The 18,723-nt window shown below is 40.0% G+C and carries 11 protein-coding genes and 1 riboswitch; of the genes, 3 read left to right on the top strand and 8 right to left on the bottom strand.

Annotated elements, in window-relative coordinates:
• Window positions 1-148: 148 nt before the first annotated feature.
• The 3 genes from BGP15_RS05895 to BGP15_RS05885 are packed head-to-tail and all read right to left on the bottom strand — an operon-like array spanning window position 149 to window position 4,620.
• Window positions 149-1,447: a glucosidase family protein gene (locus tag BGP15_RS05895; RefSeq protein WP_286768953.1), complete on the bottom strand. Its 1,299-nt coding sequence runs from the start codon at window positions 1,445-1,447 to the stop codon at window positions 149-151.
• A 30-nt stretch (window positions 1,448-1,477) separates the two neighbouring features.
• The gene (locus tag BGP15_RS05890) at window positions 1,478-3,232 is read right to left on the bottom strand and encodes a class I mannose-6-phosphate isomerase (protein WP_286768952.1); all 1,755 of its coding nucleotides are present in this window, start codon (window positions 3,230-3,232) and stop codon (window positions 1,478-1,480) included.
• 50 nt (window positions 3,233-3,282) lie between these two features.
• Complete coding sequence (locus tag BGP15_RS05885; RefSeq protein ID WP_286753852.1) at window positions 3,283-4,620, bottom strand: sugar porter family MFS transporter; 1,338 nt, start codon at window positions 4,618-4,620, stop codon at window positions 3,283-3,285.
• A 93-nt stretch (window positions 4,621-4,713) separates the two neighbouring features.
• Between BGP15_RS05885 and BGP15_RS05880 the strand changes: the two genes are divergently transcribed.
• Window positions 4,714-5,448 carry a GntR family transcriptional regulator gene (locus BGP15_RS05880; protein WP_046674612.1) on the top strand — a complete coding sequence of 245 codons (735 nt, stop codon included), beginning with the start codon at window positions 4,714-4,716 and terminating at the stop codon, window positions 5,446-5,448.
• Window positions 5,449-5,512: 64 nt separating this feature from the next.
• On the opposite strand, the gene BGP15_RS05875 is transcribed toward BGP15_RS05880, so the two are convergent.
• Complete coding sequence (locus BGP15_RS05875; protein WP_286768951.1) at window positions 5,513-6,847, bottom strand: glucosidase family protein; 1,335 nt, start codon at window positions 6,845-6,847, stop codon at window positions 5,513-5,515.
• 353 nt (window positions 6,848-7,200) lie between these two features.
• Between BGP15_RS05875 and BGP15_RS05870 the strand changes: the two genes are divergently transcribed.
• Window positions 7,201-9,531, top strand: a complete 2,331-nt coding sequence (locus BGP15_RS05870; protein WP_286768950.1) for a GH92 family glycosyl hydrolase — start codon at window positions 7,201-7,203, stop codon at window positions 9,529-9,531.
• Between the two features lie 63 nt (window positions 9,532-9,594).
• Here BGP15_RS05870 and BGP15_RS05865 read toward each other — a convergent pair whose 3' ends face one another.
• The 4 genes from BGP15_RS05865 to BGP15_RS05850 all read right to left on the bottom strand — a co-directional run bounded on the left by BGP15_RS05865 (window position 9,595) and on the right by BGP15_RS05850 (window position 15,785).
• Window positions 9,595-10,776, bottom strand: coding sequence for a homoserine dehydrogenase (locus BGP15_RS05865; RefSeq protein WP_046674614.1), 1,182 nt, complete (start codon window positions 10,774-10,776; stop codon window positions 9,595-9,597).
• Between the two features lie 37 nt (window positions 10,777-10,813).
• Window positions 10,814-11,857: a homoserine O-acetyltransferase family protein gene (locus BGP15_RS05860; protein WP_286753855.1), complete on the bottom strand. Its 1,044-nt coding sequence runs from the start codon at window positions 11,855-11,857 to the stop codon at window positions 10,814-10,816.
• 33 nt (window positions 11,858-11,890) lie between these two features.
• Window positions 11,891-13,201: an O-acetylhomoserine aminocarboxypropyltransferase/cysteine synthase family protein gene (locus BGP15_RS05855; RefSeq protein ID WP_286768949.1), complete on the bottom strand. Its 1,311-nt coding sequence runs from the start codon at window positions 13,199-13,201 to the stop codon at window positions 11,891-11,893.
• 261 nt (window positions 13,202-13,462) lie between these two features.
• Window positions 13,463-13,575, bottom strand: a riboswitch (SAM riboswitch).
• Window positions 13,576-13,757: 182 nt separating this feature from the next.
• Entirely contained in the window at window positions 13,758-15,785 is a 2,028-nt protein-coding gene (locus BGP15_RS05850; RefSeq protein WP_286768948.1) for an FUSC family protein, read from the bottom strand.
• Window positions 15,786-16,127: 342 nt separating this feature from the next.
• Between BGP15_RS05850 and BGP15_RS05845 the strand changes: the two genes are divergently transcribed.
• Complete coding sequence (locus tag BGP15_RS05845; RefSeq protein WP_286768947.1) at window positions 16,128-18,578, top strand: TonB-dependent receptor; 2,451 nt, start codon at window positions 16,128-16,130, stop codon at window positions 18,576-18,578.
• The last annotated feature ends 145 nt before the right edge of the window (window positions 18,579-18,723 follow it).

Here is an 18,723-nt window from a genome sequence, read left to right as displayed (position 1 = left end):
TAATCTCGTTGCGTACGCTTTACATAATTTGTGCCTTCTTTCATAACGATTCTTTTTATGTATCGCTATTTCAGGACGAGACACGATTTCAAATAAAAGAGCAGCAAGGAATTTCCTACTGCTCTTTTTACATCACGATAAGCTGTTTTTATTTCGTGCCAGCACCTTCTAATAACTCGATGGCATCGTAAAGGACACCTGCTTCACCTCTAAAAGTTCCAGAGCCCTCTGGTTTGTTATCTTTTGTGTACCATTCATAAAATCCTTTGTTTTTGATAACACGGGCAAGCATCGGCTGTATTTGCGCATAAGCTTCCTGTTGAAAGCCATTTTTAACAAGCTGCTGAATCATACGACCACCAAACCAGGTCCAGTCCCCACCATTTTGATAACCGTAAGGATACATGCCTTTGTTCTTAAATGAGCCTGCCGGATAAGTCGGGTACACAGTAAGTCCAATTGTTGCTGCACCAGCATCTTTTACATTTTTAATCATTTTATCCAATGAAACTTTTATTTGCTCTTTGCTGAGCAAATTAGCCTCAATAGCAATTGCTGTTCCACCATGATAATAGATTTGATTTTCATCAAAATCAGCCGCAAATGGAGAGCCTTTGATATAAATATGGGGAATAAACTTTTGGTTCTTTTCGTCCCAAAGGTGTTTCATGGTATTACTTGCTATAGACGCTCTGATTTTTCCCCACTTTTCTTTTTTCTCAGGGAAAAGATCCATGTAATTGTCAAGCGCGATCAAAAACATTGCATTGTCGTAGATGTCCAAAGCAATATGCGAATTTTCATCCAGGTGGACACCCCAATCGTGTTCAGGTTGAACGTCACCCCAATCGACTGTAGTTGCGCCCCAAAGTAAACCATAAGTAGCATTATAACGTTTGTCCAATAAAAATTGTAAAGCATGCTCCATGCGATCCTTTACAGCCGCATTTCCAATTTTTTCATCGAGAAAAGCCTTATCTTTCGTTGCAGCGATATATTTATGTACCGCTTGGATCAAAGAAGACTCCTGGTCCGTTTCAACTGTATTTTTGTGTGCTGCATAATCAGGAGCTAAGGGACTAGTGATGGTATAATAGTCCGATACGCCATTTTTTAAGCTGGATTTTTTGACAAAACCATCGGCAATATTACCATCAGGACCTTGTAGCTTAAAAAACAAAGCTAATTGATCTTTGATCTGTTCATGGGGATGGACTTTTGTTGCTAAGGTGATAAATGTATTGTAATCTCTAATCCACACCTCACTGTATCCATCCCCCGCATTGAATCCACTTTTAATGACGTTCGTAGCCATATCTTTGACAAGATTGAAGCTGCTGTCTTTTTGGATGCTGTCCTGTAAATTGCTTGTCGAAACCTTACCGCCAGCATTTTGGCAGGACAGTAATAGGAGAGACGAAGATAACGCAAAAAATAGAGTTCTCATTGTGCTGTTAGTTTATAGTAAATGGTTTGATTAACATTTGGATTCTTTGACAAAAGATTGGATAACCTTTGCCTTATCGTTTCCTAAATTACGCAATGTATAGGATCCGGCAGCAGCAGGAACAGCAAAAGTCTCAGCATAATGAAAGACTTTCTTCATGCCATTTGCTGTCGTCAGCTCAATTGCCTCCCCCTCCACAAGCATCATGATGTGACACTGTCCTTGTGTTTCAATTGCAACATCCTGATCGAATTCGTATCTAAAAACATCGTAGAAATGATCTTCATGCGTTGGCAAATGTATTCTTGTTGCTTGCGCATCAAGGGCTACTTCAGTGGGCTGAGCAAGCAGCGTGTTTTTTACGACATCACCTTTTCGGCTAAAATTGAGGTTGGCGAATGCTCTATCAATATTTAATGGGCGTGGTTTCCCATCTAAATCCGGACGCACCCAGTCGTACATTTTAAAGGTATAATTGTAAGGTGTTGCACTGATTTCGAGTACGAGATTATTCACGCCGGAAGAATGTACAGTACCATGTGGTATCAAATACAATTGGTGTTTCTTGGATTCGAATTTTTGAACGTATTGCTCGATATCCATGGCTGTTCCGGTATGGAAGCTCTCTTCTAAAGCTGAGCGAAATTTGTCTGCATCAATGGATTGCTGAAAGCCCAGATACACTTGTGCGTCCTCTTTTCTATCAACGATATAGTATGATTCGTCCTGTGTGAAGTTTTCTCCAAATTCTGTTTTTGCATAGGCTGGACTAGGGTGACATTGAATGGATAGGTTGCCGCCATCAAAGGTATCCAGAAAATTGAAGCGTATCGGGAATTCAACATCGAAACGTTGCTGGGCATGACCAAGCACATTGGCACTTTCTTGAAACATCAATTGATCAAATGAAATTTCGAGTGTATGTCCATCTGCTTCGAGCAAAATGCCATTCTCAGGGACAATCATTTCGAAGGACCACGCATAGTTTTTGACATGCTGATCTATGCCTGAAAGGTGCTCTTTCATCCACTGTCCACCCCATACGCCGGGTTCAAAAGTTGGTCGTACGCGGAAGTAATTTTGGGACATGGCCAGCAAAGTAGCATGTAGATCCTTCCCTGTGATCCATGGTAGGTTTTGGGACGATTGTTGATCGGCAAGAATTTCGACACGGGAAAGGATAGACCTTTTATGTCTATTCAATATTTCCCAGTCGACAAAATAGTAACGTTTGTAAGTTTCCTTTTGATTGGTCTGTCTTGAACAACCTAAGTTTGAAGCTTCTCCCGCACGCATACGTTGAATTAGCACGTTTTTGGGCAGATCAATAAACATCAGCTGACTAGACGTATCGACTAATGATGCTCCAGGGCCATAAAAGATGGTATACTCAGCTTGTATTGATTCGGCGTTTGCTCGTATGGTTTGAAGGTCCACAAGCTTTTGGGTGTCAAAGTATTCAATGAGTTGAATCCCGGCCTTTTTTCCAAATAATGGATCGTCGCCACCGAGGTATGGTGCGACAAGCTCCTGGATCGCTGATTCAGTTTTTAAAGCTGAATCCATGGCAATAAATCGTGGAGTTACGCCCTGTTTTTCAAATTCTTGCTTTAGCTTGGGGATGATTGTAGCCCAGTCAACACCTACAAAACCATCAACGCTATGTATATTATGTGTAATGAGATGTGCAACAAGATCCGTGTAGGAATTTGATAGTGTTCCTTGAACCGGAAACGTCGGTGTGATTTCGTACTGAAAAGGTTTTGTTTGAGTATTAGAATACATATAATGTAATTTATTGCAAATGAATGATGTTGGATTAAGTCGCTTTTTGCTTACTTGTTTGTTGATTTTTTATTGTGCTTTTCAATCCAGAATTTTTCGATCTCTTCCAAAGGTTTGCCCTTTGTTTCCGGAAGGAATGCAAGTACAACAAGGAATGCGATGGCACAGAAAAATGCAAACAACCAGAACGTATAGCGGGCCCCCCAGGAAGCGAGTAGAATGGGTGTTAGTTGTCCCACGATAGCATCGGAAATCCACATCACCATAATACTGATACCCATGGCACGAGCCCGGATGGCATTAGGGAAGATTTCGGCCGCCACAACAAATTTTAGCGGGCCAATGGAAAAAGCAAAGAAAAATAAGAACGAAAGTATAGCGATAATCAATGCGATATTATTGACTTGACCTTGATTAAAAAGATATCCAGTAACCAGCAAACTCAGGGTAGCACCTACCGTTCCCAAAAGATATAAGGGACGTCTACCCCAATTGTCAACCTTCCAGATGGCAAAGAAAGTAAATAACACATTGGCGGCTCCAAAGAATAGTTGAGCATGATAGGAATTATTTAATGAAATACCAGATTCAAGCAATATGCTCGGACCATAGTAGACAATTGCGTTTATGCCACTGAGCTGTGAAAATAAAGGAAGGAACAAGCCCAATAGGAAGGCCTTGCGATAAATAGGCGAGAAGAGATCACGTAGATTTCCCTTCGAGGAAACGTTGCCGACCTCTTGTATATCCGATAGTCCTAACGCGCCACTGATCGCTGCTACTTCCGTGTTCCGCCCATTTTTAGATAGCCAACGTGGACTTTCAGGAATAAAGTAAACTCCGATGCATAACAATAAAGCCGGTACTGCACCAACTAAAAACATAGTTCGCCAGAGTTCATTTTGCTGTGCGGAGCTATATTCGAGAATCAAATAATTGCTGATATACGCAAAAAGGATCCCGAATGTAATAGCGAGTTGGTAACAGGTGACTGATCTTCCTCTAAATTTACTTGGCGATATTTCAGCGAGATATAAGGGCACAACGATTGAGGCTATTCCAACACCCAAGCCCCCAATGCTTCTACTTGCAATTAATATGCTATAAGAAGGACTGAATCCACAGCCAATTGCTGAGCATAAAAAGAGCAGGGCCGCAGTAACAAAGGCTGGTTTTCGGCCGTATTTATCTGTTAATGGTCCTGTGAAAAATACACCGACAATACAGCCTAGCAGGGCTGAACTGACAAAAACGCCCTCTTGAGCAGGAGATAGTCCGAAAAATTGCTTTACTAACGGCAATGCACCTGCAATTACAGCCATATCGAAACCGAAAAGGAGTCCTCCAAGTGAAACGATACATAAAATGATGATAAATCTCTTTGACATCTGCGGTTTATATTAATATGTATATACATACAAACATATATCTATTTTTTTAATTATGCAAAAAATCTTATTTTAGCACAAGCAATCCAACTGATGAATTTAAAAATAGATCATAAAAGCCCTGTTCCGCTGCATATACAAGCAGAGAATTTGTTACGCGAATTAATTAAGCAGCCTGAATATATAGAGGGTAAGTTATTGCCCAACGAAATTGAATTAGCAAAAAGATTGGCAATTTCCCGTTCTACTTTGCGTTTGGCGATCAATAAACTAGTCTACGAGGAGTTGCTCATTAGAAAGAAGGGAATAGGCACGAAGGTGGCTAGTTCCAAATTTAGTTCCAAATCCAAGAATTGGCTGAGTTTCTCACAAGAGATGAAAAACCGAGGAATTGAGGTAAAGAATTTTGAGCTTCACGTCAGCTGGGTTGTTCCGGACAAAGCAGTCTCGAAGTTTTTTAATGTAGATGAGGACCAAAAGCTATTAAAACTAGAACGTCTGAGAGGAAAGAAAGATGACCCATTTGTTTATTTTATCTCTTACTTCCATCCGCGTATAGGTTTAAACGGCGATGAAGATTTTAAGAGACCTTTATATGAGATCTTAGAAGCAGATTATCATGTCGTTGCAGATCTTTCTCAGGAAGAGCTGGATGCAATGGCCGCAAATAAATTTATAGCTGATAAATTGGAGATTAATATCGGTGATCCTATTCTGTCCCGCAAGCGCTTTGTATTTGACCAATCTGGGAAGCCGATTGAATATAATTTGGGGTTCTACCGCGCGGAAAGTTTTACCTATACTGTCGAAAGCAGAAGAGATTATTAGGGAATTCACTCATCCTTTTTGAATGGATTAATTGGATGAGTGAATAGCTAATTTATTTATTCTTTTAATGATTCTTTTCCAGGGTAGTTTCAGCCCAGCTTTCTAGGAGAGCTATTGCTTTACTCAGCACGCCTGCTGAACCTTTGAATTTTCCTGATCCACTGGGTACGTTATTTTGACCATACCATTCGTAAAATCCTTTGTTTTTCACAACCCGATCGATCATCGGTTGGAGTTCGGTATAGGCTTCCTGATAAAAGCCATTTAAAACGAGTTGCTGGATCATCCGTCCGCCAAACCAGGTCCAATCACCACCATTTTGGTATTGGTAAGGCTGAGCCATTCCGCCAATGAAAAATCCAACTGGATAGGTTGGGTATAAGGTCAATCCAATACTCGGCATGCCAGATAACCGCACGTTTTCAAGCATTTGTTTGTTGACTGTTTTTATTTCTGAAGGTGTTAGTAGCCCCGCTTCTATAGCGATGGCGGTGCCGCCATGATAATGGATCGTATTTTCATCAAATCCTTTAGGAATAGGTGATGTCTTAGGGTATATGTGCGGAATGAATTTTTGTTTTTTCTTATCCCATAAATAACGTCTACTGTTCGTTTCGAGACTCTTTTTTAATCCTTTCCATTCCGCCACCTTGGGAGAGTTGGGCTGGATTTCAATCAAGGTCTGCAATGCAATAATAAACATCGCGTTGTCATAAATATCGATTGCCTCATTGGAAAGTTGGTCATTCCAATCACAACCAAAGCTGTCGTTGGGCTGTACATCTCCCCAATCTGCTGTCATCGCACCCCAAAGTAGCTGATACTTTTGGTTGAACCGTTCCTTTTTCAGATAATCCAACATAAGTTGGATACGGTCTTTTACAGAAATTCCACCGACAGACTCCTCCAAGATACTGTAATCCTTTGTTTTTATTATGTATTTACCCAACAATTGGATGAGTGACGTTTCCTGGTCGGTTTCTACCGTGTTTTTAAAACCCACATGATCAGGAGCGTTTTTTGAATAGTAGGGTGTATCATCATGCCAGGTAAAGTCTTTCTTTAGTACATAGCCGTCTACCATTTCGCCATTGGGCTGTTGCATCTTAAAAAATACTAAAATAGCCCCTCTAATGTCCGCTTGGGACCGCTCTTCCAATGCGGTTTCGATGAATGTATTGAGATCTCTGGCCCAAATTTGTGAGTAGCCACTGCCCGCATTGAAACCTTCTTTGATGACCTCTCGGGCAAGGCTGTCCACATATTTTAGGTTTTGATCCGCTAGAATGCTTTTTGCTAACTTAAGTTGCGCGATACGGTCGGGTTTTGTTTGTTGTGCTGATAGTTGGGTTCCGAGTAACAGAAGTATTAGACTAAAAAATGTGGTGTTTTTTTTCATTGTGGTTGTATTGTAATTAATTAGGATTGACAAGTGTACCTGTCAATCATTGGTATTTATTTCAACGTTAATTTGTATTTATTTCAGGCTTGTGATCGAAGATCAGCCGTTCGATGTGTATTTTTTTGAATTTATTTACTGGTTATATTTTAATATGTATGTACAATCAAAGTTATGGAAAAATGTCAGTATTTAAGCTTTAATAGTATTTTATTTGATTAGTATTTAAAATTTTACAAATTTAGGCGTTGCGATGCAATCTGTTAAGTCGTTAAATTAAGTAATAAAATCTAACTCATGTTTATACATACTCTATTTTTTTGTAAGTTTGCTGTAGAACCTAATTGAGAACAATGGTAAAGCGTATCATTTATTATTTTTGTAGTTTATTTGTGAGTACGGCAGCTGTTTCCGCACAGCAGAAAACAGATTTGACCGTTTTTGTAAAACCTAATATTGGATCCGTCCATAGTCGGTATTTCTTTTATACACCAGCAGCCGTACCTTTTGGAATGGCTAAGCTCGCTCCGAGCACAAATGGAAGCTATGGGAACAAGTCGGGCTGGGAGGCCGTGGGTTATGACGATAGGCATACCTCAATAGAAGGCTTTGCTAATTTTCACGAATTTCAGGTAGGCGGAGTGGTATTTGCACCATCCGTTGGAAAATTGAAGACAATGCCCGGTCAACTTGATCGTCCACAAAGCGGTTATCGTTCCGATTTTGACAAGAAGGATGAATTTGCCACTTCTGGCTATTACCGTGTCAAGCTAAAAGATTATAATATACTTGCTGAGCTTACGGCAACGAAGCGTGTCGGTTTTCACCGCTATACTTTTCCAAAAACGGAAGAAGCCAACCTTATTTTCGATATTGGCCATGTGATGGGGGAAAGTGGACCGGTCGTTGATGCCGAAGTAAATTATGACAAACAGCACGTCTGGGGATATGTGGTTACCAATCCTGTATATGTACAAAAATATCAGCAGGGGGCTACGGTCAAAATGTTTTTCTTTGCGGAGATCAACAAACAACCGAAGTCTTTTGGGACATTTCGAGATTCTATAACTTTTGACCAACATACGCGCATAAAAGGAAAAGGAGCTGGAGTATATCTGAAGTTTGGCACTGAAGCAGGCGAATCAATAGACATCAAGACGGGTTTATCTTATACTTCTGTAGAAAACGCACAACTGAATTTGCTTAAAGAGGCGAAGGATATGTCGTTTGATGCTGCAAAGAATAATGCCTTGCAAACCTGGAATAGTGAACTGGGAAGAATTTTGGTGGAAGGGGGCAAAGCGGACGACCGCATTAAATTTTATACGGGATTGTATCATGCTTTACTTGGCCGTGGGCTTGCAAGCGACGTAAATGGTGCATATCCCAAAAATGACGGCTCGGTGGGGCAGATTGCCCTAAATAAGCAAGGGCAACCGATTCATCATCATTATAATACCGATGCTATCTGGGGCGCATTTTGGAATTTGACACAGTTGTGGTCTATTGCGTATCCAGACTATTACAACGACTGGATTCAGAGTCAATTGTTGGTCTATCGCGATGCAGGTTGGTTAGGAGACGGTATTGCCAACAGTAAATACGTTTCGGGTGTAGGAACTAATTTTACGGGTTTGGCAATCGCAGCGGCCTACAATGTCGGTATTCGTGACTATGATATGAATCTTGCTTATGATGCGGTACGCAAAAATGAATTGGAAGCGAAGGACCGTCTGCCTGGAGCAGGAAAGTTAGATGTGGGAGTTTTCGTCCGCAAAGGCTACTCACCGTATATAAAAGATGATCATGGCAGTCCCGAATTAATGACCAATGGATCTCCTTTTGGCGCTTCGCATACCTTGGAATATGCTTTTTCCGCTGGAGCGGCTGCGCAATTTGCAAAATCATTGGGGCGTCAAAAAGACTATGTTAAATTTCAGGAATTATCCAATGGATGGCGCAATCTGTATGATGCCGAGACGAAGTTTATGCGGCCAAAGGATAGTACTGGACGATTCATTTCAAACTTTAACCCTTATGAACCATGGCGTGGATTTCAGGAAGGAAATGCATGGCAGTATACGTTCTATGTTCCGCATGTCCCACAAGAATTGGTTAAACTCGTTGGAAAGGATCTGTTCAATCAGCGGTTGGATAGTATCTTTACGGTGTCGCAGAAGAATGTGTTTGGAGGTGGTACACAAATTGACGCCTTCGCAGGGATTGAAAGTCTTTATAATCACGGTAATCAACCGAACCTGCATATCTCTTGGCTGTTCTATTTTTCTGGTAGACCTGATCTGAGTCAAAAATGGGTACGGGCAATTTGCAATGAGTTTTATGGTAACGATGCGATACATGGCTATGGCTACGGACAAGACGAAGACCAAGGACAGCTTGGAGCATGGTATGTCTTGTCGAGTATCGGCCTATTCGATGTCCGAAGTCTCACCACCGAGAAGCCCGCACTTCAGATAGGCGCGCCACTTTTCGATCGGGTAACGATACAATTGCCGAAGAAATTAAGAAAAAATAAATTTATCATTCAGGTGAAGAAAGAGCAACCCAATAGTTCTATTGTTGATCAAGTTCGGTTGAATAATCGCCTGTGGAAAGGTTGGCAACTTCCTTTTGAACGTTTGGTGGAAGGTGGGATTTTAGATCTCAAGTTGAAAGGTGACTAAATATAAGATAAAAAAATAGCCCCATTCGGGGCTATTTTCAAGGTAGGTTGGTTTGTTGATTGCCTACGCGATTTCAGCAATAAAATTGCCCTCTTGATCCAAATCAGCTTTATGGGCTGCGATTTGTTGAAGATTAATATGTCCGATGACATATTTGAAATCTGGTGCGTAATATCGTTCTGTGATTTCACTGAAATTTAACTTTTCAATCAGTGTATCATCTGTATATCTCAAATAAACCTTAATTAAATAATCTTGGCTATAATTTAATGTGCTGGATTCTAAATGTTTTTTATACTCATAGCGGTATCCATAGCGAAGAGCCGCGATATCCGATAGCACAGCAGAACCTGTTGGGTGGCCACCTGCTCCTTTACCATAGAAAAATTGTTCGTCTGCAAAGGCCGCTTTCACCAATACTCCATTGTTCTCATTTTCTACATTATAGAGCATGCTGTCTTTGCCTACTAGGCGTGGTAATACATAAAGTACAACTTTGTCGCCGTCGATCTCTTTTGCCGTCGGTATCAATTTGATCTTGAGGTTCTTTTCTTTCGCAAAACGAATATCTTGCTGTCCCAATTTATCAATACCAATATTGAACACATCTTCTGGTTTGACATAGATACCGTACGCATGCGAAGCAACAATACATACCTTAAATTTGGGGTCAAATCCACCTACATCCAGCGTTGGATCTGTTTCTGCAAAACCAAGTTCTTGTGCTTTCTTTAAAGCATCTGTATATTGCTGATTTTCGTTGAAAACTTTAGATAAAATGTAGTTGGAAGATCCATTAAAAATACCGCTGACAGAATGCAGTAATTCATTGTCATAGTATTCTTCTAAATTCCGTATAATGGGAATACTTCCGCAAACGGCACCTTCATATAATAAACTGGTCCCGTATTCATGTTGGATATCAACCAGCTCTTCCAAATGGCTGGCAATCATTTTTTTATTGGCAGATACCACATTTTTCCCCGATTTCAAAGCACGAACAGTTAGTTGGTATGCTGCTTCGGCATCATCGATTAGTTCGACAACAGTATTAATTTCTGGGTCACCTAAAATTGTTTCGGCATCGGTAGAAAATAAATCTGCTGGTAGCGAGCGTTTTTTATCTCCGTTTTTAATGACAAATTTCTTGATCTCCAGATTAAGATCTTTGGTTTTGATGATATCGTAAAGACCTTGGCCTACGACACCAAACCCAAACATCCCTATTGTTAATTTATTACTCATATCTCTTCTTAAATTCTCTTATATATTATTTACTCTCTTATACTAATTCGTTTATGTATTCTTTTTGTTCCCGCAGAAAGCTGCTAATGATTTTTGTGAGTTTTTTTGTTTCGATCAAAAAGCCATCGTGGCCATAGGTCGATTCAATCTCTTGATAATGGGCATTGGGAACATGTTGCGCGATGAATTGTTGCTCTTGTGGCGGAAACAACAAATCTGTATTAACGCTCAGGACTAAAGTTGGACAATCAATGCTCGCCAAAGCAGATTCAATAGATCGTCTTCCCCGACCTAAATTGTGGCTGTCCATTGCTTTGGTCAGGAAGTAATAGCTGTACGCATTATAGCGTTTCACCAATTTTTCACCTTGATAGTTCTGATAGGAGGATGCTTTATAATGATCGAGTTTTTCGTTATCATCTTCCTTTTGCGTGTTGGCATACGTTGTATAGTTGCGGTAAGACAACAGTGCCATAGCGCGTGCAACTTTCAATCCTTTAGCTCCACCATCAGGGTGATTGGCGTAAAAGGTTCGATCAGTTGTAATGGCCAGACGTTGACTTTCATTGAATGCAATACCCCATGGTGAGTGGACGGCATTTGTTCCAACCACGATGAGATGGTTGATGGCTATACTGTGCGATACGGCCCATTCCAATGCTTGTTGACCGCCTAATGACCCCCCGATAAGGATCTCTATTTGTTTGATTTCCAGGTGGTCCGCAAGGACTTGATGTGCGTGAACCAAATCCCTCACTGTGAATTCGGGGAAAGATAGGTAATAGGGTTGTCCGGTTGCTGGGTTTACAGATAGCGGATTACTGCTATTATATGCTGATCCTATGACATTGGCACAAATAATATAATAATCGTTTGCATCAAACAACTCACCTGTTCCAAAAAGACCGGACCACCAATCCAGCACATCTGCATTGGCCGTTAATGCATGGCAAACCCAGATCACATTGCTGCGATCTGCGTTGGGTTTGCCAAATGTTTCATAACTGATTTGTAAATCAGTAAGCTCTCTTCCATTTTCAAATACAAAAGGCTCCGGGTGCAGATATATATGCTTACTCATTTTACGTTTAAGTTTTAAGCCGAAAAAATCTGATTATTTAATTTTATCAAAAGCTTGTTGTAAATCAGCTTTGATATCATCAATATGCTCTATTCCTACAGAAAGACGTAATAAGCCTTTGAAGACTCCGGCATTGGCTTGATCTTCATCACTCAATTGTTGATGGGTTGTAGCTGCTGGATGAATAATCAATGACTTCGTATCACCAACATTGGCCAAATGACTGATCAATTCTAAGCTGTCGATAAAGCTATTGGCCTTTTGCGCTGCGTCACCTTTAAGCTGGAAAGAAAGTACCGCGCCATAGCCATTTTTAAGGTATTTTTGTGCGTTAGCGAAGCTCGGAGAGCTTTTTAATCCCGGATAGTTTACTTTTTCTACCTGTGGATGCGCCTCAAGCCATTTTGCGACCTCTAAAGTGTTGTCTACATGGCGTTGCACCCGCAAAGACAAGGTTTCAAGTCCTTGTAATAATAAAAATGAATTGAAAGGGGAGAGTGCTGGTCCGAAATCCCGGAGCCCTTCCACACGCGCCCGAATGGCAAATTGAATATTTCCGAATGGTCCGCTTTCACCGAAAACTTCGGAAAACACTAAACCATGATAGCCTTCAGATGGTTCGGAAAATTGCGGGTATTTTCCATTGCCCCAATTGTAGTTTCCGCCGTCGACGATGACACCGCCAATGCTTGTGCCATGTCCACCGATCCATTTAGTTGCCGATTCAACAACCACATTTGCACCATACTCCAGAGGTTTAAATAAATAACCTCCGGCTCCAAAAGTATTGTCAACGATTAATGGTAATTCATATTTTTTTGCTACAGCAGCAATTTTTTCAAAGTCGGGAATATTGAAACTTGGGTTTCCGATTGTTTCAACATAGATTGCTTTTGTTTTATCATCAATGAGCGCTTCAATTTTATCGGCTTCGGCATCTGTTGCAAAACGAGCTTCGATGCCTAGGCGCTTAAAAGAAACTTTAAACTGGTTGAATGTACCGCCGTATAAGTTGGATCCCGCAACAAAATTGTCACCACTTTCCAAAATATTATTTAAAGCTATAAACTGTGCCGCCTGGCCGGATGCAACAGCAACAGCTGCAACTCCACCTTCCAGTGCCGCAATACGTTGTTCGAAAACATCCGTAGTAGGGTTCATAATCCGTGTATAAATATTACCGAACTGCTTTAATGCAAATAAGTTTGCGCCGTGTTCGGCATTTTCAAATACAAAAGATGTTGTTTGATATATAGGAACTGCTCTAGATCCCGTAGTAGGGTCAGCGACTTGGCCAGCGTGAACCTGAAGAGTTTCGAATTTTAAATTTTTGTTTGAAGACATAATATATCAGATTTTAAGGGTTCAAAAAGAAATTGCAAAGTAAAAAGAGAAGCATACACACCTCCTTGAAGGGGCTGTTAAATCTTTATCCAAGAAAACGGAAATGATTTTTAACAAGCATGGAAGTGCATATGCATACGCATTCGCATTCGCATCGATACAATTGTACGATGGGTTACACTTTCGCTTATCGTGCGGTTCACTTGTGTTGAACCTGAATTTTTAATGGACTTCAGTAATTTAATAATCATTGTCTTATGTCATTTATATGCTCCAAAACGATATTGTTTTGGACAGGAATTGGCACCTTTTCAAACAAATTGAAGGTTGCCAGTGGGTCATTGAGCCAGTCTCTCGCCACTTCTTTATAAATCAAGACCTACTGATGAAGGGAGGTGTTGATTAGAAATCTTCTTTCGAAGACGACACAAATATAAACTCTTTTTTTATTAAAGCAAAAGAAATGGTATTTTTTAGTTAAAGGAATTTTGAATAACATGCCGATTGGCATCGCATATCTTCCGATGAAACCGCAAAAGTAACTGTCAATCGGGTATTATGATTTCTTTAAATTGATCCGTTCTGCAGTTTGATTTAAATCTGTTAGGAGAGGTTTAAGCGCATCGATTCTACTATGGATATCATAGGCGAGGTGGCGATTCGTCTTTTTGTTTAACGATAGCGAGAGGCCCACCAAATGGGAATTGACCTGATATGCGAGTGCCTGAAAATGGTGAATATGTGACCAATCCATCCATTTGTGCTCGGGTTCTTTTTTCATTTGATTAATGGCGTCTGAAAACAGGGCCATGGCGGTCTGCGCCTTTTTACGAGCCAGTCGTATATCAAACGAACTTTGTCTTTCGTCCGACAGACGGTTATTGATGATCTGGAAATAATGCGCGTTGTAAAGGGATACCTCTTTTGCCAGCTGAACCATGCCTGTGCTCTGGCGTACAGGTATCAAGAAATAACCCGCTATAGCCAAGAATGCTCCAATCAGTGTGAAAAGTATTCGGCTGCCTAAAATGAGATTGATGTTGCCTTCGAACAGATTGAGTGCAATCACAATTCCCAAGGTAATGAAGATGACACTGACCATATAGTTAGATCGGTTGAACAAAAAGAATCCAAAAAGACCCAATGCAGCTATGGTTAGGAGTGCTGGAAGAAAATGAATAGAAATTAAGCAGAACACACCAACTATAATACCCGAGAATGTACCGACAATACGTTCTATATTACGGGTTTTTGTCATTGAAAATGCTGGCCTGGCAACAATAGCGATCGTCAGTAAGATCCAATAGGTATATTTAAAATCCAAAAATAAAATACCGATCAATGCACCTGTTCCAAAAAGAAGAGCCATCCGAACCGCAAATCGAAAAAGCGGATTATTCAGATGGAGTTTACTTTTTAGATCAGCGAGATTACGTAATGGTCGACTGATAAATTGTTGGTACTCGCTGGTGTCAATCTTATCCTGAATTTCCTGATTTTGATAAAAAGCGACCTGGATTCTGTTGAGTACATCAATAATTGCTTCGATGTTGCTTATGATCGAACATAATATACCTTTTGCTGGATCGGCCTGTTGTTCTTGAATTTCTTTTAAATCCCGTAAGAGGGCATTAATTTTAAAGTTATTATGGTATAATTGATGTGCATACCGGAACCTCTTGTTGGGTTGTGAAAAGCTATCGATTTCTAACGCTAATAATTTGATTGTGTGACGAATTATGGGAAGGCTGCCCGTGTCTGCAAGATTTTTGCGAATTGCATCGTAGTCATGATCAAGCGCAATAATTAACTCATGGAGGTCAATTAATCCATAAACCTGACTGAGCCAATAATTGCTTTTATGCCACTGTTGGCTTATGATTTTTTTTTCTCGAAACAGAAGAGACCTGATTTGTTCCTGCTGTTCGCTGATCTGGCCATGAATTTTTCCTACGCGACTGTACGTAATATTCAAAGGAATATCGGGATCGTAAGACTGTGATCGTATCAATAGAAATTGGGACAATCCATGAAAGCCGTTAGCCATGGCATGTTTTAAAGAGCGATAAGGTTGTATATAGGCTTGTAAAAGGCTAAAAAAGTAATATATTATGGAACCTGTTGTAATCTGTAAGCCAACCGCAAATGGGTGTTGTGGGGCCATTCCGATCACAAAACTCATGAGAATCAATGTCATGTTTCCAATTGCAGCATAGCGGGCTCCAAAAATGCCGTATAAGGTGCATATAAAACCGGCTGCCGCTAGCACGATAACCAAGGGCCAATGATAGGGAAATACAATAGCTGTAAACAATGATGCAACAAAGAAGGTGGGAATACATATCAGAGCTGAAGAAAGTTTATCTTTTCTGTTGCCAGGAGGATCGGTGAGTGTTGTTAACAACGATCCGACACCGATTCCGATAGCCGTGCTCGCTTGCGCTCCCAATAAATAGATCGCCAAACTTGGCAAAATACTGATGGCAACATTACGTAATGCGTCTCCAGCATGCTCGCCATGCATAAATCGTAGCATAAGGATATAAATACGGTAGAGTCTTTTCTTCAATGATACAGTGCTCATGAATCAGTTTACTAATTTTCGATGCAAAAATACAAATATTATGCTTAATATTTTTTGTATACAATTTATTTGTTTTGAATTTTATTTGTTTTTTGAATTTTTATTTTGATTCGATGTCATTTTCCTACGATATGTTTCAGAAGATTCAAAATTAGCTCGCATGATCCTATCCGCTGTAAAAGCGATCAGCGAAGGATAGGGTTTACCGATATTATTTGGTTGTCTACCGAGTGAATCGCACTACCTGTCTATTTCTGCTAGTCAACGTGTAATGAATACACGAGGTTTGTTGTCATTATTATGAAGTTGACTATCCGATCGATAGCCCAAAGAAATTACATTATGAAACCACAAAAAATTAAATTGCTCTTATTTTCTATTGTTTTATTCCTGTGTTCTAATGCCGGACCCGTTTCAGCACAGTCTGACGGGGGGAAATTACGTACTGTCGTTGTTGGGCAGGACAACCAGCCCATTGCTGCCGCAAATATTTCACTGTTTCGTAAACCCAATGATGTCTTGTTAAAAGGAACCTTATCCAACGAAAATGGACAAATTGTGTTGTTTGCGATACCCGAGGGGAAGTACAGCTTACAGGTGTCCACGGTGGGTTATGGTACTTATCGTTCTGGGGAAATAATGCTGCGTGCGGGTGATTTCAAGGTGCTGGATACGATTCGATTACAGCTGGAAAGTAAAGTGCTGGGTGAGGCGCAGGTAATTGGCAAGAAGCCATTAATTGAAAGTCACCTTGATAAAGTTGTGCTCAATGTCGAGAACAGTATTTTGGCAACCGGAAATAACGCATTGGAACTCTTGCAAAAGGTCCCGGGGGTAACTTTAGACAACAAAAAGATCAACCTTCGTGGAAAAAGTAATGTGATCATCATGATTGATGGTAAGCCTACTTATCTTTCTGCAGATGAAGTGTCGCGCTTATTGGAAAATACAGCTTCAAATGCAATAGCCTCGATCGAAGTACTCACCAATCCACCTGCAAAATATGATGCGGCAGGGAATGCAGGAATTATTAATATTAAGACAAAGAGGAATACGCAATTTGGAAGTAATGTTAGTTTAAACCTCAATTTAGGGCAGGGTAAATATACAAAGGCTGATGGTGGCTTTCTCATAAACCATCGTAACAATTGGGTGAACTTATTTTCTTCCTATAACTATGCAACTGCCTTAGGCTTTAATGATTTAGATATCGATAGGGCTGTAGATACCAAAAGCGGGACGACTTTTTTCAATTCGGATTCTTATTCGAAATTCCGCTATCGAGGTCATAATTTCAAATTTGCGGCAGATTTTAATCTGGGGAAACAGGAGGTCATTGGATTTGTGGTTAATGGTAATGTAAGCAATGGTCATTCAACACGGGAGGGAAGCAATCTGATCGCTTCTCAAAAAGGAAAGCTTGATTCGGTAGTATTAGGAAGTAATTTGTCAGATTTTAAATACCATTACCTCACTTATAATCTGAATTACAAAAAGACATTTGATACCTTAGGGACTGAATTGACATTTAATGGGGACTATTCATATTCGAAAAATAATGACAATAGCACTGTTGGAAACCATTTTTTGGACGCAAACTGGGAAGAATTTAAATCACCGCATATTTTCCGGAATGATATGCTTTCTAAGACAAAAATATTAGTTTTTAAAACCGATTTTGTGCATCCTTTTAATAAAACGACGAAACTCGAGGCGGGGTTAAAATATAGCCGCGTAAAAACAGATAATAATTTGTTGTACGAAGATCAGGATCAGCAAGGCGAGTTTGTGCAAAATAATGGTCAAAGTAATCATTTTTTGTACAATGAAAATATAGCAGCAGCTTATTTCAGTTTAAATAAATCGTTCGGAAAGTTTTCGGTACAAACTGGACTGCGTGTTGAAAATACGAGCTCCCTAGGAAACTCAGTGACGCTTGGGCAACAAACAAAACGTACCTATACCGATTTTTTTCCATCAATATTTGTACAGCAACAAATTAATGATAATCACAAGCTTGGTGCGAGTTATAGCAGACGTATTGACCGCCCTGATTATGGGTCATTGAATCCCTTTGTGTATTATTTGGATCAATACACGTATCAGTATGGCAACCCTTATTTAAATCCACAATATACCAATTCGTATGAAGTAAATTATACCTTTAAAGATCGCTATTTACTGAGTTTGGGCTACAAGAGGACCAACGATGCAATCACTCAGGTGATAGAAAGTAATTCAGAGACCAAAGCTATTGCACAGACCGATCGAAATCTGGCTTATTTTGATTATTACAACATGAATATCAATATACCCGTTAAGCTTTTTAAATGGTGGAGTATTTCTAACAATGCCAGCGCTTTTTATAATAAGTTTAGTTTTGATGAACACTCCGGAGCACAACGCCAATTGGAAAAGTTATCGTTCCAGGTAAGTTCCAATCATGATATCCGAATTGGGGAAACAACAAACCTGGAGCTGACGGGCAATTATTTCTCGCCAGCAGTATATGGCGTATTTAGTTTTCAGTCTTACTATGGCATTGATCTAGGTGCAGGTAAAACATTTCTTGACAAAAAATTGAATGTCAAGTTGGGTATAAATGATGTCTTCAATACAAGAGGCCAGCGCAGATTGTCGAGTTATCAGGAAAATGGATACTATCGTATACGAAATGCATATGATAGTCGGGTTATCCGATTGTCTGTTTCTTATCGTTTTGGTAATATGAATATTAAGTCAGTCAATAAAAAGGGAGGGAATAATGACGAAGATAATCGATTAAAAAAATAGGAGCTATTGTTGTGAGAGGAGATAAGGAGCAAGAGATGACGAACGTTCTGACTAGTCCTGAAAAATCGATACAGGTTTTCAGTGATTAAAAATAAATAATTTAAACAGTAGTAGCCGATAGGTTGCTACTGTTTTTTGTTTTATA

The organism is Sphingobacterium sp. 40-24, assembly GCF_001899705.1.
GTDB classification, from domain to species: Bacteria; Bacteroidota; Bacteroidia; order Sphingobacteriales; family Sphingobacteriaceae; genus Sphingobacterium; species Sphingobacterium multivorum.
Note: the sequence above shows the minus strand (reverse complement) of the source record. Positions and strands in the feature narration are given on the sequence as shown.

Bases quoted from the DNA above. Each gene is read 5' to 3' on its own strand.
- BGP15_RS05895 (WP_286768953.1), bottom strand. From the start codon at position 1,447: ATGAGAACTCTATTTTTTGCGTTATCTTCGTCTCTCCTATTACTGTCC.
- BGP15_RS05890 (WP_286768952.1), bottom strand. From the start codon at position 3,232: ATGTATTCTAATACTCAAACAAAACCTTTTCAGTACGAAATCACACCG.
- BGP15_RS05885 (WP_286753852.1), bottom strand. From the start codon at position 4,620: ATGTCAAAGAGATTTATCATCATTTTATGTATCGTTTCACTTGGAGGA.
- BGP15_RS05880 (WP_046674612.1), top strand. From the start codon at position 4,714: ATGAATTTAAAAATAGATCATAAAAGCCCTGTTCCGCTGCATATACAA.
- BGP15_RS05875 (WP_286768951.1), bottom strand. From the start codon at position 6,847: ATGAAAAAAAACACCACATTTTTTAGTCTAATACTTCTGTTACTCGGA.
- BGP15_RS05870 (WP_286768950.1), top strand. From the start codon at position 7,201: ATGGTAAAGCGTATCATTTATTATTTTTGTAGTTTATTTGTGAGTACG.
- BGP15_RS05865 (WP_046674614.1), bottom strand. From the start codon at position 10,776: ATGAGTAATAAATTAACAATAGGGATGTTTGGGTTTGGTGTCGTAGGC.
- BGP15_RS05860 (WP_286753855.1), bottom strand. From the start codon at position 11,857: ATGAGTAAGCATATATATCTGCACCCGGAGCCTTTTGTATTTGAAAAT.
- BGP15_RS05855 (WP_286768949.1), bottom strand. From the start codon at position 13,201: ATGTCTTCAAACAAAAATTTAAAATTCGAAACTCTTCAGGTTCACGCT.
- BGP15_RS05850 (WP_286768948.1), bottom strand. From the start codon at position 15,785: ATGAGCACTGTATCATTGAAGAAAAGACTCTACCGTATTTATATCCTT.
- BGP15_RS05845 (WP_286768947.1), top strand. From the start codon at position 16,128: ATGAAACCACAAAAAATTAAATTGCTCTTATTTTCTATTGTTTTATTC.